Below are 16117 nucleotides of genomic sequence, written 5' to 3' on the forward strand. Positions count from 1 at the left end.
GTTTTTACTATTTATTAATAAATGCCAACTTATAGTGGATTGAAATTATAGCCTTAATAATTTATGATATTTTAGAAAGGATAATTTTAGGTGTTTTTCTATGAGAAAAGGTATTAGGTTTATGTTGTATTTTATAATCATTGTATTTTTAGGCGCTTTAATAACAGAAGTTAATATAATTTATTTTGGGAAAAATGCAAAACCTGAAAAGTCGGATTGCATAATTGTTTTAGGCTGTAAGGTTTATGGGAGTACTCCAAGCCCTTTTCTTTTATGGAGATTAAATGAAGGTCTTGAACTCTACAGAAAAGGTTATGGAAAATATATTATTGTTTCTGGTGGAAAAGGCCCTGGAGAAAATATATCAGAGGCGAAGGCCATGAAGAATTATCTGGTGTATAAGGGAGTGGATTCATCAAAGATAATAATGGAAGATAAATCTATGTCTACTATGGAAAATTTGTCAAACTCCAAGAAAGTAATGGAGGAAAAAGCTTTTAAAAGTGCAGTAATAGTTTCCAATGAATATCATTTAAGAAGAGCATCCTTAATGGCTGAAAGTCAAGGAATAGATGGAAGCTATTCCGGGGTATTTGTTTACTTATACAAGAGTAGGGAGATTACAGGGTATATCAGGGAAATACCTGCTCTTTGGAAATATTATTTTTATAAACTTTCTGGGATATATTGATATAATAAAAATATACCTTATAGCTTGGCTATAAGGTATGAATTTTAATTTGTATTAATCTACAAAGCTATTCCAGTAATTTGAATAATCCAGAACTATTGAATCTGCCTTTGAATTTTTTACATTATAGTAATCAGCTAGTCCTTTTATAAAATCTTCTGCTGGTATTCCAGATTTGGATATTAAATCTGTTACCTGTTTTTTTATCTCTTCAGGTATGATGGGAACACAGTAAGTGGTGTTCATTTTGATAAATCCTCCTCTATAATATAAGTATTTAGTAAAACACATATTATGATTTTTGATATTATATAACTTATATTTCAACTTAAGTATATCACTTTGCTGTTTATAATTCAATAAAGGTAGGCTAATACCAAAATGTTCATAGATTTTGCAAAGTTTTGAAAAAATTCAGTATACACTCTGCTATTAATTTATGGCCTGTTTTTGTAGGGTGTATACCATCTATAAATAGAGAAGTATTATCTGCTGTTTTCAATTTTTCCAGAAAGCAATTATGAAGATCTATGTAGGGAATATTATTTTTGGTGCAAAAATCCAATATCCAATTTCTATAATGCTCCAGTGAGCCATTTACTCTATCATAATCTACAGAACCATCCCATTTTCTTTCAGCCAGTGTTTTGTCTATAATAGGTTCTGTGACTATAATCGGGAGTATATTTTCATTTAGAGATTCCTTTATTATTTCAGTTAAGTTATCTGTTACAAGCTTTATACTTCTGCCAGTCATAAGATCATTAGAACCTCCCAGTATGATTACGTGGGTTGGATGATTTTTAACTACATCTCTATAGGAACGGGATAACATTCCGGGCATAGTATCTCCATTTATTCCTTTGTTCAAAACTTCAATTTTTAATGAATCTCTTACAAGAGACACCCAACAATCTTCTTTAAAAACACCGTATCCAGAAGTTAAACTATCTCCTAAACATACTAATTTCATTTAAAATAATCTTCCTCCTTGTAATAAAAATTTTAATATTATTGCAATAACGTTCGGAATGGTATGAACATTACTGTTATGAAATGTATTGTAAATTCAAAATACACGAATATTGAATTGAAAATTGAGTCTAATATATTGAACTATATAATTTCATATGTTAATATAATTATATCATAAACAAATAAAGTATCCATATAATCCTAATAATCTGGTTTGGGAGTTTCTACAGGAAGCCTTAAATTTCCCGTCTATGGATGAATTCCTTTAAAGCTTGATGTTTTTTATTAGGTTTTAAATTAGTTTGTCGATTTTAAGGTTTCATATAGATTCAAAGATTTGATTTTATGAAATCTTTTTTATATTTATAAAATATTTTAGGTTTATATATGGAAAAATAAATATCAAATGAAGCATACATTTGTTTTTATTTGATATATTTTTAGACCTATAAAATTTCAAGGAGGTTCAGATGAAGGTTGCAATTATATTTGGCAGTAAATCTGATATAGAAAAAATGAAAGGTGCCGCTAAAGCTTTAAAAGAATTTGACATTGAGTATGAGGCTTTTATTTTATCAGCACACAGGGTACCTGAAGAACTTTTACATACTATAGAAAAATTGGAAAAGGAAAACTGTGAGTGTATTATTGCAGGTGCTGGACTTGCAGCTCACCTTCCGGGAGTTATAGCATCTAAAACTATTATTCCTGTTATAGGAGTTCCGCTAAATGCTGCACTTTCTGGACTTGATTCTCTTTTTTCTATAGTTCAGATGCCAAAATCCATACCTGTAGCCACTGTTGGAATAAACAACAGTTATAATGGAGGCATGCTGGCGGTACAAATTTTAGCGCTTAAATATCCTGAGATTAGGGAAAAATTAGTTCAGTATAGAAAAAATATGAAAGAGAAATTTATAATTGAAAATGGAGAAGGGGTTGAATTATAAAGATGAAAAAAGGAGAAATGATTTATCAGGGAAAGGCAAAAAAAGTATATGAAACAGATGATAAGGATAAGGTTATAATCTATTATAAAGATGATGCTACAGCTTTCAATGGTGAAAAAAAGGGACAGATTTCTGATAAAGGAATACTTAACAATAATATTACTTCTAGTTTATTTGAGCTTCTGGAAAATAATAATATACCAACTCATTTTGAGAAAAAATTAAATGATAGGGAGCAACTTTGCAAAAAAGTAGATATAATACCTTTGGAGGTGATAGTTAGAAATGTGGCAGCAGGAAGTATGGCGAAAAGATTGGGCATAGAAGAGGGAAAGTCTCTAAAAACTACTGTATTTGAATTATGCTATAAAGATGACAGTCTGGGAGATCCTATTATAAATGATTATCATGCAGTTGCAATGGGAATTGCCACTTGGGATGAACTTAAAATCATATATGACATGACGGCTTCTATAAATGACATACTTGAGTTGTTTTTCAAAAAACTAGGTATAAAACTTATAGATTTTAAACTGGAGTTTGGAAAATTTAAAGACAAAATAGTACTTGCAGATGAGATATCTCCAGATACCTGCAGATTATGGGATGCAGCAACTAATGAGAAATTAGATAAGGATAGATTCAGACGTGATATGGGAAATGTAAAGGAAGCCTATGAGGAAATACTAAGAAGGATAAGTGACAACTAATTTCATTCTACTATTTATGGTAAAAAGGAGAGAAACTTTAATGAGTGGTTTAAATGAGCAATTTAATGAATGTTCCTGCATTGACTTGGAAGAAGATAAATTTAAAGATGAATGTGGAGTATTTGGAGTGTTTTCTAAAAGCAATATAGACGTAGCATCTTTGACTTATTATGGTCTTTATGCCCTTCAACATAGAGGACAGGAAAGTGCGGGAATTGTAGTTTCAGATGGCAAGGAATTAAAGTATCATAAGGAAATGGGATTGGTTTCAGATGTATTTCACAGGGAATTGTTAAATGGACTAAAGGGTAGTAGTGCAATAGGACACGTTAGATATTCTACTGCAGGAGCTAGTAGTTTGAATAATGCACAACCTCTTATAGCACAGTATAAATTGGGTTCTATTGCTATAGCCCACAATGGAAATTTAGTAAATGCGGATATCATAAGGGATCTTTTAGAAGAAGCAGGATATATCTTTCAAACATCTATAGACACAGAAATTATTTTAAGCCTTATTGCAAGGGGATCAAAAAAAGATATAGGAAAAGCTGTAGTAGATGCAGTACAGGCGGTTAAAGGTTCCTATGCCATTGTAATTTTAACAGAAAATGAGCTTATAGGGGTAAGAGATCCAAATGGAATAAGACCTCTTTGTATGGGAGAATTGAATGGAGACTATATACTTTGTTCTGAAAGCTGTGCCCTGGATTCCATAGGTGCTAATCTTATAAGAGATGTAGAGCCGGGAGAAATTGTGGTAATAAATAAAGAAGGAATTAAATCTATAAATTTTGCAGAGAAGACAAAATGTGAAACCTGTTCTTTTGAATATATATATTTTGCAAGACCGGATAGTACTATAGATGGAATAAATGTATATACTTCAAGATTGAAAGCTGGAAGAATACTTTACAGGGAAAATCCAGTAGAAGCAGATGTGGTAATCGGAGTTCCTGACTCTGGTATACCAGCTGCTATAGGATATTCAGAAGAATCAGGAATACCCTACAGCATAGGCTTTATAAAAAATAAATATGTAGGCAGAACTTTTATTTCCCCTTCCAAGGAATTGAGAGCCAAAGCAGTAGCTGTAAAACTGAATCCCCTTAAAGTAAATGTGGAAGGCAAAAGAGTGGTAATTGTAGATGACTCAATAGTCAGGGGGACTACAAGCAGAAAACTTGTAGAGATATTAAGAAGAGCTGGAGCCACGGAGGTGCATTTTAGAGTTTCCTCTCCTGTGGTTAAATATCCATGTTATTTTGGTATTGACACTCCCTACAGAAAAGAACTTATAGGGTCTAATGCAGAGCTGGAAGAAATAAGAGAAGCAATAGGAGCAGATAGTTTGGGATATATAAGCATGGATGGAATATTAGAGTCTCTTGAGTATGGTGATGATGAAGAAAAGGGATATTGTATGGGATGCTTTAGTGGAAGATACCCTATATCTGCTCCGATGGAAAAAGATAAAAATTATTTAGAGTAAAGGAAGGTATACTATGGTAACATATAAGGATTCTGGTGTAAATATTGAAGAGGGATATAAGTCTGTAAAACTTATGAAGGAATATTCTGCACAGACTTTTATTCCGGGAGTTTTAAATGGACTTGGAAGTTTTGCAGGTATGTTTGAAATGGGAAAGTATAAAAATCCGGTACTTGTATCTGGTACAGATGGAGTTGGAACAAAGCTTAAAATAGCTTTTGAAATGAAAATATATGATACTGTAGGAATAGATTGCGTTGCCATGTGTGTAAATGATATTTTATGTCATGGTGCAAAGCCTCTGTTTTTTCTTGACTATTTAGCTTGCTCCAATTTAGAAGCGGAAGTTGCGGCGGAGCTGGTTAAGGGAATATCAAAAGGATGTATGGATGCAGGTTGTGCATTAATTGGAGGAGAAACTGCTGAGATGCCTGGATTTTATTCCAAAGGAGAATATGACATGGCAGGATTTGCTGTGGGAGTGGTGGAAAAAGAAAATATAATAAATGGCAGTACTGTGAAAGAAGGAGATGTACTTGTTGGAATAGGCTCAAGTGGAGTACATAGCAATGGATATTCTTTAGTTAGAAAACTTGTAGATAATTTTCAGACTGACTTCTTTGGAAAGGCTGTGGGTGAAGTACTTTTAACTCCTACAAAAATATATGTAAAACCGGTTTTGAAACTTTTGGAGAAATTTAATATAAAAGCTATGGCTCACATAACAGGGGGCGGTTTTTATGAAAATATACCTAGAATGTTTAAAGATGATTTTACAGCGGTTATAGATAAAAAAAGTTTTGAAGTACCTGAAATATTTAAATATATAATGGATTTAGGGGTAGATGAAGAACATATGTATAATACTTATAATATGGGTATAGGTTTTGTACTTTGTGTAGATAGTAAAGATGGAGAAAATATAGTAAAAGAATTAAATAATATGGGAGAAAAGGCTTATATCATTGGACAGGTGAAAAGAAGGGAAAAAAGGGTATGTTTAAAATAGCAGTTTTAGCTTCCGGGGGAGGCACTGATTTTCAATCCATAATAGATGCTGTCCATAGTGGATATTTAAAAAATTGTATTGTAGATATTTTAATAAGTGACAGGCCGGGAGTATATGCCATAGAAAGGGCTAAAAAAAATAACATTGAATATAAAGTACTGGATAGGAAAATTTACAAGTCCAATATTTCCGATGAAATATTAAAACTTTTACATAACAGGGTTCAATTAATAGTATGTGCAGGATGGCTCTCTATATTAAAAGGAGATTTAATTTCACAATTTGAAAATAAAATCATTAATATACACCCATCTCTCATACCTTCCTTTTGTGGAGAGGGTATGTATGGTATAAAAGTTCATGAAAGAGTATTGGAACATGGAGTTAAAATATCAGGGTGTACTGTGCATTTTGTGGATGAAGATACAGACAGCGGACCTATAATATTTCAAAGGGCAGTACCTGTATATTTTGAAGATACTCCAGAGGAACTTCAACAGAGGGTATTAAAGGAAGAGCATAAAGCTCTCCCGGAAGTAATTAAGATGATTTCTGAAAACAGGGTTTTGGTGGAAGGAAAAAGAGTAAAAATTTTATAGAGAATAATTGGAGGCTTGGATATGATAAATCGTGCATTGATAAGTGTTTATAATAAAGATGGCTTATTGGAGTTGGCACAATTTTTAAGAAGTAAAGGAGTGGAATTAATATCCACTGGAGGTACTTATAGGTATCTGGAACAAAATAATATAGAGGTTACAGAAGTATCAAAAATTACAGGTTTTGATGAAATATTAGATGGAAGGGTAAAAACTCTCCACCCGATTATACATTCAGGTATACTGGCTAAAAGGGATAATAAAGAACACATGGATACCATAGCTAAAAAGAATATTCTTCCTATAGATATGGTAGTAGTAAACTTGTATCCCTTCTTTGAAAAGGTAGATGAGGATATTACTTTTGAAGACAAGGTAGAATTTATAGATATAGGCGGTCCCACTATGATAAGGGCTGCAGCCAAGAATTTTAAAGACGTAATAGTGGTTACAGATGTAAATGACTATTCAAAGCTAATTGAACAAATAGACTCAAAGGGAGATGTACCTTACGACTTTAGAAAAAAACTGGCAGGTAAGGTATTTAATTTGATGTCTGCTTATGATGGAGCTATAAGCAATTTTCTATTGGAAGAAGATTATCCTGAATATTTAAGTATTTCTTATAAAAAGATGGATAACTTAAGATATGGAGAAAATCCACACCAGAGTGCAGCTTACTATACTGCTACAGCAGGAACTGCCCCTATGAAGGATTTTACCCAGTTAAATGGAAAACAGCTTTCCTATAACAATATAAAAGACATGGATATAGCCTGGAAGGTAGTAAATGAATTTGAAGAAATATGCTGCGTAGCGGTTAAACATAATACTCCTTGTGGTGTGGCCCTTGGAAAGGATCTCCATGAGGCTTATATCAAAACCTATGAATGTGACTCTACTTCGATTTTTGGAGGGATTATAGCAGTAAATAGAAAGCTGGATGTAAAAACTGCAGAGGAAATATGTAAAATTTTTGTTGAAATAGTTATTGCACCGGATTTTGATGAGGAAGCTCTTAAGATATTGATGAAAAAGAAAAACTTGAGAATAATTAAATGCATTGTAAAACCAACTAATAGTATGGAAATAGCTAAAGTGGACGGCGGAATACTTGTGCAGTCTGCAGATGATAAACTGGTAGAAGATATGAAGGTAGTTACTGATAAGGAACCTTCCAAAGAGGAAATAGATAATTTAATATTTGGAATGAAAGTATGCAAATATGTGAAGTCAAATGCCATTGTGGTAGTTAAGGATTTTATGGCTAAGGGTATTGGTGGGGGCCAGGTAAACAGAATATGGCCTACTTGTCATGCACTGGACAGAGCAGGAGACGGAGTAGTACTTGCATCTGATGCATTCTTCCCATTTAATGATGTAGTTTGTGAAGCTGCAAAATACGGCATAAAGGCAATAATTCAGCCAGGGGGTTCCGTAAGAGATAAAGATTCCATAGAAGAATGCAATAAAAATGGAATATCAATGATATTCACAGGAGTAAGACATTTTAAACACTAAATCACAAACCGTGAACTATGAATTGTGAATTGAAAAGGGGTGTATATAGTGAAAGTACTCGTAATTGGTTCAGGAGGAAGGGAACATGCTATTTCCTGGAAGATAGCACAAAGTCCCAAAGTAGATAAAATATTTTGTGCTCCTGGAAATGGCGGAACCTACGCAGAAGATAAATGTACCAACATAGATATAATAGATATAGAGGAACTTGTAAATTTTGCAGTAGAGTCAAAAATAGATTTAACTGTAGTAGGGCCTGAAAATCCGCTTATAGAAGGTATAGTAGACAAATTTAGAAGCAAAGGATTGAATATATTTGGACCTACATCAAAGGCTGCCATGCTTGAAGGAAGTAAAATTTATTCCAAGGATTTTATGAAAAAATATGGGATTAAGACTGCAAAATACGGCGTATTCAATGATAAGGATGAGGCTTTAAAATACATTAAAGAATGTGAATATCCTGTGGTTATAAAGGCAGATGGATTGGCAGCTGGAAAAGGCGTGTCCATATGTAAAAATTATAAAGAAGCCCAGCTTACAATAGAGGATTTTATGGTTAAAGACATATTTAAAGGAGCAGGGAAAAATGTAGTTATTGAAGAGTTTTTAGAGGGAGTGGAAGCTTCTATACTCACAATAACAGATGGAAAAAGTATCCTTCCATTTATGTCTGCTAAAGATCATAAACAAATCTATGATGGTGGTAAAGGGCCAAATACAGGAGGCATGGGAGCTATATCTCCAAACCCTTATTGTAGTCAGGAAGTATTAAAGGATTTTGAGAAAAATATAATGAATCCTACACTAAAGGGAATACAGCAGGAGAAATTGGATTATATAGGAATAATTTTTTTCGGAATCATGATAACTAAAAAAGGTATTTATCTTCTGGAATATAATGTAAGAATGGGTGACCCTGAAACCCAGGCGGTACTTCCACTAATGAAAACTGATCTGGTAGAACTCATAGAAGCTTCTCTCCAAGGAGAACTACACAAATTTGATTTGGAGTGGGAAAAAGGAGCCTGCTGTTCAGTAGTGGCTGCTTCCAAAGGGTATCCAGGAAAATACAGTACTGGTTTTACCATAGAGGGTATAGAAAATTCAAGTAATGTTTTTGCAGCAGGGGTTGAAGTTAAAAATGGAGAGTTTGTAACCTCTGGAGGAAGAGTGTTATCTGTATACGGACTTGGAGATAATTTAGATACGGCAATTGAATCAGCATATAATAATTTGAAGGAAATAAGTTTTCAAGGAATGTATTTTAGAACTGATATAGGGCGATAATTTAAAGCTGACCACCCTGTTTTTTTGTAAGGGTAGTCAGTTTTTTTATTTTAATTTGTAAATTATTAATGGAAAGTTTATAAATAATATGTTACAAATTTATTACCTATATCTTTTTCAGTGGAAATAATCTTAAAATAATAGTAAAATAGTACCTATATTATATGGAGGTATAATTTTAATGAGTAATTTGGAAAATAGAGGTAGAAGAAAGAAAAAAAAGAAAAAAAAGAGTGTGTTAAAATCGCTTATTTTATTTCTAATATATGAATTAATAGTATTTATTATTGCAGGTCCTATATTAGTATTTTATGGACCTTTTGAAAATGTAAAAAGCCAGGTAGTAGGTACAGCTATGGCGACTTTCAACCATCAGTACATAGCTACAATTTTTTTGTCCGATGATAAAATAGCAAAAATACTCAATCAGGGAAAAAGCGGAGAAACTACCAGTGCAGAAAAGGAGAATCCTGACAATGTAAATATAAGTCATGCAGGCGATAATGATATTAAAAGGTATGATATAACAAATAATAGAAAATTTGATGGTTACATTCTTGAAATAAATGATCCAAGGAGAATAAAAGTGGGATATACAAGTAAATTAAAAGAAGTAGGGGAGAGAACCAGTGAAATAGCAGAGCGTAATGGAGCCGTGGCTGCCATAAATGGAGGAGGATTTACCGATAAAACCACCAGCGGCAAGCTCTGGGTGGGAACAGGAGCTTATCCCGAGGGAATTATAATATCTGGAGGAAAACTTATATATAGTGATGTTGATTATTCAGAGAAAATAAATGTTACAGCTTTTACTTCAGATGGCAGACTTATAGTTGGGGATCATACCCTGCAGGAACTTTTAGATAAAAATGTACAGGAGGCGATTTCTTTCAGAAATTCATTAATAATAAATGGAAAGACTGTAGCTGTAGAAAATGAGGGTTTAAATCCCAGAACAGCTATAGGACAGAAAGCAGATGGGACTATAGTAATGCTAGTTGTAGATGGGAGAAAAGGATTCAAAACCGGTGCTTCTTTGAAAGAAATACAAAACATACTCTTACAGCAAGGGGTAGTTAATGCCAGCAATTTAGATGGAGGTTCCTCTACTACTATGTATTTTAATGGGGAAGTAATAAACGATCCTTGTGATTGGAATGGGGAGAGAACCGTGGCTACGGTATTATATGTGAAGCCTTAGAGGAGAGTGTGATAGATGAAAAAACTTAAGAGAATAATTATGTGGACTTTAATTCCAATAATTATAGAAATGGCAGCTTTTTTATTTATGGATAAATTCTATTTTAATGATGAGTCAAACTTCAACATAAAAAAAGTAGATATATCTTCAAAGAAAGAACCCAACAAAATTAATGTGAAAGTTCCAGAGGATGCAAAGGATATAAAGATTTCTCATGGAGGAGATTATATATCTTACTACAATGGTGAATCGCTGGTTATAATTGATACGTCAAATAATGATAAAAAAGAAGTAGTTTTAGCCGATGGTAATGAATTATCCTATTATACATGGTTTTTGGATACCAATAATATTCTTATAGCGGAAAAATCCGTTGAGGGAGAATCCAGTTATTTAAAATTTGAATCCTATAATCCTAAGAAAGATGCTACTTATACTTTTAAAAAAGATGAAAGCAGTGAAGAATTATCTATACTGCTTCCAGATGAGGAATATGAAGTTAAAAACATAGCTTTTTCAGGGGCAAGTAATGTAACTTATATAACTTCAGGTAGAGAGGGTGCAAAAAGTAGAATATACAGGGTAAATGTTATGAATCAAATGAACCTGGTTAATTTTGTAAATTGTGAACTTGGAAATATAAAGGCCATAAACACAGCAGGAGATGGAGATGAGCTAATCTATGAGGACAGAACCTATAACAGGATAAGAACGGGGAAAGGTAGAGTAATAGCTACAGGAGAAAATGCAATGCACTATCTATTAAACACAGATAAAGGAAATAATGTTTATATAGGTAATGGAGATAATGATAAGGTAAATAAAATATTTGTAACGGATCTCCAATCTACTGGTACCAACTGGAAGACCCATGCATTGTCAGAATATGTGGATAAGAATAATATACATATTACAAGGGCTGGTAAAATATATATAGATGATCCTGTCAACAGTCAGGTAAAAGAGATTACCACAGGTAAGGTTACCAAATACTCGGGAAATTTAATAGCTGTATATGATTATGGTGTAATCAGTGAAAGTGGCAGTAAGATAAAGAGCAGTTTATTTTAGTGAGACACCTTGAAATAGTACAGTTTACCATCTTCTATGGAATAGTCTATAAGTTTGTTATCATATAAGTAGTTTATAAAAGCACATACAGCTGAAAAATTCAAGTGGTATTGATGAAAATCCAGAGACAGTTCATTTAGTATGGTTATATTTTCAAGTACATCCTCTCTTGTTAGAGGTTGTTCTAGAAGAGCTAATATATCATCTCTGTATTTATATATATTTGTAATATTACACTGAGTTAAAGTGACTACTTCTTCTTTAGTCAGTATTTTTTCAGCATGGCTTATTACAAAATAATCTGCATCCAGTTCTTTTATAGTATTTAAAGAGGATAATTCTTGTTCTATATTGTATAGATAAGGAAGAGAATATTTATTTAATATTTCACTGCTGAATACAGAATCTCCAAGAAAACAAACTTTTTCCGGGGTAGCTATTGCTATGTGATCTTTAGAATGACCAGGCAGTGAGATTATATTGAATTTTTCATCATTTAATTTATTAACACCATAATCTAAAATAAAATCTACATTTATGGGTTTACTGACTTTGTTAAATGCCTTGGAAGGATAACAGCATGATAATATGGAAGAAAAAAAATCTGGATTTTCCATAAATGTTTTTTCACCTTTTGAAGCGTATACTAGGCAGCCAGAATAATTTTTTTTGAAATATAAATTGCCGCCGCAGTGATCCATATGACTGTGGGTATTTATTATATATTTGGGGTGAAGATTATTTTCAATTAGTATAGTTTCTATTTTTTTAGCATCTCCATTATTTATGCCGGTATCTATAATAAGACAATTTTTATTTTTAAAAGTGAATATACCGCAGTTGGTTGGGGCATCTATATAATAGGTGTTTCCCTTTATTTTGTTTAAATTCATTTTATGACACTTCCTTGTATTGTTAGAATATTATATATCTAATAATAGCATATTTTATTATATAATCAAGGTGAGGAGCGGTTCATTTTGAAATTTTAGTCATACCATGATATAATTTTAGATAGGTTTTTTACTGACAATGAAAATTTATGTGGAGGTATTTGCTATGGAGTCAGCTATGACAAATTTATTAACTCTTCTGGGATTTATGGGAGTTATTCAAGGATTAGGAATGAAATACAGCAAAACGGTAAGGGAGAAGTTCAGACTGGATGCAGAAGGTGTAGATAAGAAATATGTAAATTTCAAGGTGAATTTTCTTATTATACTGGGGGCTGTCATATTAGTGGTTCAATCTGTTTCATATTATTATGCACCTCTTGAAGGTAATATGGACATATTATTATCTGTATTTTTACTTTTAGCCATTACTGTAGATTTTATGTGTAAGAAATCCAGAATTAAAAAAAATCGAAAAAAATAAGCTTAAATATAATACATATTATAAATGAGCAAAATTATGATAGAGTTTGCTCATTTAGCTATATAATAATCAGTTTTGAAACAGCTTAGTAAAATTATCCCAAACTTGTATTTTAACTTCTTCATAAGGGATACCCTTTATAAAAGAAATCCATTTTAGTATATTTTTTACCTCATTTGGATATATATATTTATCGTTTTTTAGGGCAGTTGGCCCGTCAGTCTCTGTGAGGATTTTATTCAGAGGAAGTAATTTTACTATTTCATTGGTAAGATGAGAATGGCCTATGTCTATACTTATGGTAAAATAACATCCATAATCCAAAAAATTTTTTAATATATTTAAATTTCCGCTGTACCAATGAATGATGGGTGTTTTTAAATTATATTTTTTTACAATTTGTAATACCTCATTTTCAGCTCCTTTGGTATGTATATTGGTAATTTTATTGTATTTACCAGCTTTATTTGCAAAATAATCAAAAACCTTATTCATGTAGGGGAATTTCTCACTCTCCAGAACCCAATGATAATCAAGGCCTATTTCTCCGATAACTCTACATTCTTTAATATATTCATTAAAAATGTCTAAATTATTGTGGTTTTTATGAGCTTCCCAGGGATGAATTCCAAAACATGGAATTATGTTTTGGTGAGATTTACTTAAATCTTTGGTAAAAAGGTAGCTTTCAAGATTCATAGAACAACCCAGTGTTTTTATGTTATCATGTTCTATTATATTTAATGCTTTGCTTAAGTTTGTACTATCTTTATAAAAGTCTAGGTGATTATGTGCATCAACAAACATATCTTACCTCCATATCACGTGATTTTTAGTTTCAGGTGAAATTTATCTGAAAATAATGTTTTCCTCCTGCCAGATGTTAGAATAATCTATCTAGGGACAGTTTTTAGATAAATTCATATATTGTTTATAAATATAATAAGGTATTTATAAATAAATAACAAGCCTGAAGAATAGAGAGGATGGTATATTACATTAATTATTAGAATATTTATTAGCAATTTTGCAAGTATAATTATAAAATAATATGTTAATAAAATGAAAGAATTTTTTATAACTATTTACATAAATGTTGTAGTGTAGCATAATATATTTGTTATAGGAAAGTTAAATGAACAAGGAGGGGCATATTTGATGACAGAAAAAAATGATAGTCAAGAACAGCTCTCAGTAGATGAACAAGCTAAACAGCAGTTTTTAGAAGAACTTAAGAATAAAAATATGGAAGAAAAGAAAAAGCTGGAAGAATTCAAGAATCAACAGGAAAAAAGTCAAGGGGAAGATGAACTGGAAAGTACAGATGAAAATAACGTACTCAATGATAAGGAATCAAAAGAAGTTGATTATGAATCCTCAAGTGAACCTGAACATATAGTTTTAAATGAAAATATAGAACCAGAGAAAGAAGACACAGATGAACATGATGTAGTGGATATGGAAAAAGATAAGGCAGAAGATACTTTACAGCCTAAAATAGATAAAAGTCAAATAACTAATATAGAAAATAAAGTTAATGCAGGTGGAGACAAGGCAATAAAAGAGGATAAAAAGGCTTTTTACAGCAAGTTCAACGTGGCACTTTTACCTAAAAGTTTAAAAGTTTCTATAATAGATACAGTTGTAACATCAGTGGTTTCTCTGGCAGCTTTGTATTTGTTTGATGTTATTTTAAGACTTGTAGGATATCAGGTAGTGGATATGAAAGGTATGTATATATTGATATTTATAATAGTGTTGATTTTATATCCTTTTATAATGAGCAAATTTAAATATAAACAGACTATAGGACAAAAATTCAGTTAAATACTAAAAGAAGAAGGGGAAGATTGTGAATTGAGAAAGGGTAATGAATATGAATTTTATATAGAAAAGCTTAAATTTCCATCTATAGGAGTAGCGGAGAAAGATGGGAAAACTGTGCTTATAAAAAATACTCTTCCAGGCCAGAAAATAAAAGCTAGAATCAGCAGGAAAAAAAAAGATTACTTAGAGGCTAAAGTAACAGAAATAATTGAAAATGTAAAATATGCAAAGGAAGTAGCGTGTCCGCACTTCTCCCTTTGTGGTGGCTGTATTTCTCAATTTATACCCTATGACAAACAAATTGAGCTAAAAGAGCAGCAGGTGCTGGAGTTATTTCACTCTGCAGGAATTAGAGATTTCAAATTCTTAGGCATAGAAAAAAGTCCAGAGGAATTTCAATATAGAAATAAAATGGAATTTTCCTTTGGAGACGAGGAAAGAGATGGCAAGCTTACACTTGGAATGCATATGAAAGATAAAGGATTTAGTATTGTAAATGTGGATGAGTGTAAAATAGTTGATGAGGATTTTACAATGGTGCTGGATAAAGTAGTAAAGTATTTTAGAAAAATAAAATTACCTTATTACAGGGTAAGAAGTCATAATGGATATTTAAGAAATCTGGTACTTAGAAAGGGTAAAAATACAGGAGAACTTCTAATAAATATTGTAACTACATCTCAGATTGAATTTGATTTTGATGAAATCACAGAAGTCCTAAAGAATTTAGAATATAAAGGTAAGCTGTCAGGCATAGTTCATACCATAAATGACAGTCTATCAGATGTAGTTCAAATAGATAAACTGGAAATTCTATACGGCATGGATTATATTATGGAAGAAATTCTAGGATTGAAATTTAAAATATCTCCTAAAACCTTCTTTCAAACTAATTCCAAGGGAGCAGAAAAACTATATGGCATAGTTAAGGAATTTCTGGGAGATGTGTCCTCAAAGATTGTTTTTGATTTATACTGTGGTACCGGAACCATAGCACAGATAGTGGCATCAAATGCAAAAAAAGTAATAGGGGTAGAACTTGTAGAGGAGGCAGTGGAGTCAGCCAATGAAAATGCCTGTTTAAACAAAATAGAAAACTGTGAATTTATAGCAGGGGATGTGGCAAAGGTGGTAAAAGCTCTAAAGGATAAACCGGATTTAATAATACTGGACCCCCCAAGACCCGGAATCCACCCTAAAGCACTGAAACAAATCATTGATTTCAATGTAAATGAGATAGTGTATGTATCTTGTAACCCCAAAACCTTAGTTGAAGATTTAAAGATTTTAATAGAAGGGGGTTACAAAATAGATAAGGTGAAACTTATGGATATGTTTCCGCATACTGCCCATGTTGAGTGTGTCGTATTGATGTCAAGGATAGAGAAATAGGAGTATTCAAAA

At 32.1% G+C, this 16117-nt stretch carries 17 protein-coding genes and 1 riboswitch; of the genes, 13 read left to right on the plus strand and 4 right to left on the minus strand.

What is annotated here, in order from left to right; genetic code table 11:
- The first annotated feature begins 100 nt into the window (after positions 1-100).
- On the plus strand, positions 101-691 hold the full coding sequence (locus tag V7Q02_RS11965) for a YdcF family protein (RefSeq protein WP_333861238.1): 591 nt from the start codon (positions 101-103) through the stop codon (positions 689-691).
- 54 nt (positions 692-745) lie between these two features.
- On the opposite strand, the gene V7Q02_RS11970 is transcribed toward V7Q02_RS11965, so the two are convergent.
- Together V7Q02_RS11970 and V7Q02_RS11975 are read right to left on the minus strand one after the other, a co-directional pair.
- Complete coding sequence (locus tag V7Q02_RS11970; RefSeq protein WP_333861239.1) at positions 746-937, minus strand: hydrolase; 192 nt, start codon at positions 935-937, stop codon at positions 746-748.
- A gap of 139 nt (positions 938-1076) precedes the next feature.
- Complete coding sequence (locus V7Q02_RS11975; protein ID WP_333861240.1) at positions 1077-1664, minus strand: GDSL-type esterase/lipase family protein; 588 nt, start codon at positions 1662-1664, stop codon at positions 1077-1079.
- Between the two features lie 173 nt (positions 1665-1837).
- Positions 1838-1938: riboswitch (purine riboswitch) on the plus strand.
- 198 nt (positions 1939-2136) lie between these two features.
- Between V7Q02_RS11975 and purE the strand changes: the two genes are divergently transcribed.
- The 9 genes from purE to V7Q02_RS12020 all read left to right on the plus strand — a co-directional run bounded on the left by purE (position 2137) and on the right by V7Q02_RS12020 (position 11509).
- A complete protein-coding gene (gene purE, locus V7Q02_RS11980; RefSeq protein WP_333861242.1) occupies positions 2137-2616 on the plus strand; it encodes a 5-(carboxyamino)imidazole ribonucleotide mutase in 480 nt (159 codons plus the stop codon).
- Positions 2617-2618: 2 nt separating this feature from the next.
- Positions 2619-3326, plus strand: coding sequence for a phosphoribosylaminoimidazolesuccinocarboxamide synthase (purC, locus tag V7Q02_RS11985; protein ID WP_333861244.1), 708 nt, complete (start codon positions 2619-2621; stop codon positions 3324-3326).
- A gap of 40 nt (positions 3327-3366) precedes the next feature.
- Positions 3367-4818, plus strand: coding sequence for an amidophosphoribosyltransferase (gene purF, locus V7Q02_RS11990; RefSeq protein WP_333861245.1), 1452 nt, complete (start codon positions 3367-3369; stop codon positions 4816-4818).
- 13 nt (positions 4819-4831) lie between these two features.
- Positions 4832-5827, plus strand: a complete 996-nt coding sequence (gene purM / locus V7Q02_RS11995) for a phosphoribosylformylglycinamidine cyclo-ligase (protein ID WP_333861246.1) — start codon at positions 4832-4834, stop codon at positions 5825-5827.
- Complete coding sequence (gene purN, locus V7Q02_RS12000) at positions 5815-6426, plus strand: phosphoribosylglycinamide formyltransferase (protein ID WP_333861247.1); 612 nt, start codon at positions 5815-5817, stop codon at positions 6424-6426. Before purM ends, purN begins: the two co-directional genes overlap by 13 nt.
- A 21-nt stretch (positions 6427-6447) precedes the next feature.
- Positions 6448-7947 carry a bifunctional phosphoribosylaminoimidazolecarboxamide formyltransferase/IMP cyclohydrolase gene (gene purH / locus V7Q02_RS12005; protein ID WP_333861248.1) on the plus strand — a complete coding sequence of 500 codons (1500 nt, stop codon included), beginning with the start codon at positions 6448-6450 and terminating at the stop codon, positions 7945-7947.
- Positions 7948-7995: 48 nt separating this feature from the next.
- Positions 7996-9237 carry a phosphoribosylamine--glycine ligase gene (purD, locus tag V7Q02_RS12010; RefSeq protein WP_333861249.1) on the plus strand — a complete coding sequence of 414 codons (1242 nt, stop codon included), beginning with the start codon at positions 7996-7998 and terminating at the stop codon, positions 9235-9237.
- Between the two features lie 181 nt (positions 9238-9418).
- Positions 9419-10438: a phosphodiester glycosidase family protein gene (locus V7Q02_RS12015; protein ID WP_333861250.1), complete on the plus strand. Its 1020-nt coding sequence runs from the start codon at positions 9419-9421 to the stop codon at positions 10436-10438.
- 15 nt (positions 10439-10453) lie between these two features.
- Positions 10454-11509: a hypothetical protein gene (locus V7Q02_RS12020; RefSeq protein WP_333861251.1), complete on the plus strand. Its 1056-nt coding sequence runs from the start codon at positions 10454-10456 to the stop codon at positions 11507-11509.
- On the opposite strand, the gene V7Q02_RS12025 is transcribed toward V7Q02_RS12020, so the two are convergent.
- Complete coding sequence (locus V7Q02_RS12025) at positions 11506-12402, minus strand: MBL fold metallo-hydrolase (RefSeq protein ID WP_333861252.1); 897 nt, start codon at positions 12400-12402, stop codon at positions 11506-11508. The genes V7Q02_RS12020 and V7Q02_RS12025 overlap by 4 nt on opposite strands.
- Before the next feature lie 166 nt (positions 12403-12568).
- Between V7Q02_RS12025 and V7Q02_RS12030 the strand changes: the two genes are divergently transcribed.
- Positions 12569-12886 (plus strand): hypothetical protein, encoded by a 318-nt coding sequence (locus V7Q02_RS12030; protein ID WP_333861253.1) that lies wholly within the window; start codon positions 12569-12571, stop codon positions 12884-12886.
- A gap of 69 nt (positions 12887-12955) precedes the next feature.
- Here the strand turns inward: V7Q02_RS12030 and V7Q02_RS12035 are convergent, their stop codons facing one another.
- Positions 12956-13693, minus strand: coding sequence for a TatD family hydrolase (locus tag V7Q02_RS12035; protein ID WP_333861254.1), 738 nt, complete (start codon positions 13691-13693; stop codon positions 12956-12958).
- A 351-nt stretch (positions 13694-14044) separates the two neighbouring features.
- Here V7Q02_RS12035 and V7Q02_RS12040 point away from each other — a divergent pair, with 351 nt between their 5' ends.
- Positions 14045-14713: a hypothetical protein gene (locus V7Q02_RS12040; protein ID WP_333861255.1), complete on the plus strand. Its 669-nt coding sequence runs from the start codon at positions 14045-14047 to the stop codon at positions 14711-14713.
- A 30-nt stretch (positions 14714-14743) separates the two neighbouring features.
- Positions 14744-16105 (plus strand): 23S rRNA (uracil(1939)-C(5))-methyltransferase RlmD, encoded by a 1362-nt coding sequence (gene rlmD / locus V7Q02_RS12045; protein ID WP_333861256.1) that lies wholly within the window; start codon positions 14744-14746, stop codon positions 16103-16105.
- Positions 16106-16117 lie beyond the last annotated feature (12 nt).

The organism is Clostridium sp., assembly GCF_036781005.1.
In the GTDB taxonomy this organism is placed as follows: Bacteria; Bacillota; Clostridia; order Clostridiales; family Clostridiaceae; genus Clostridium_B.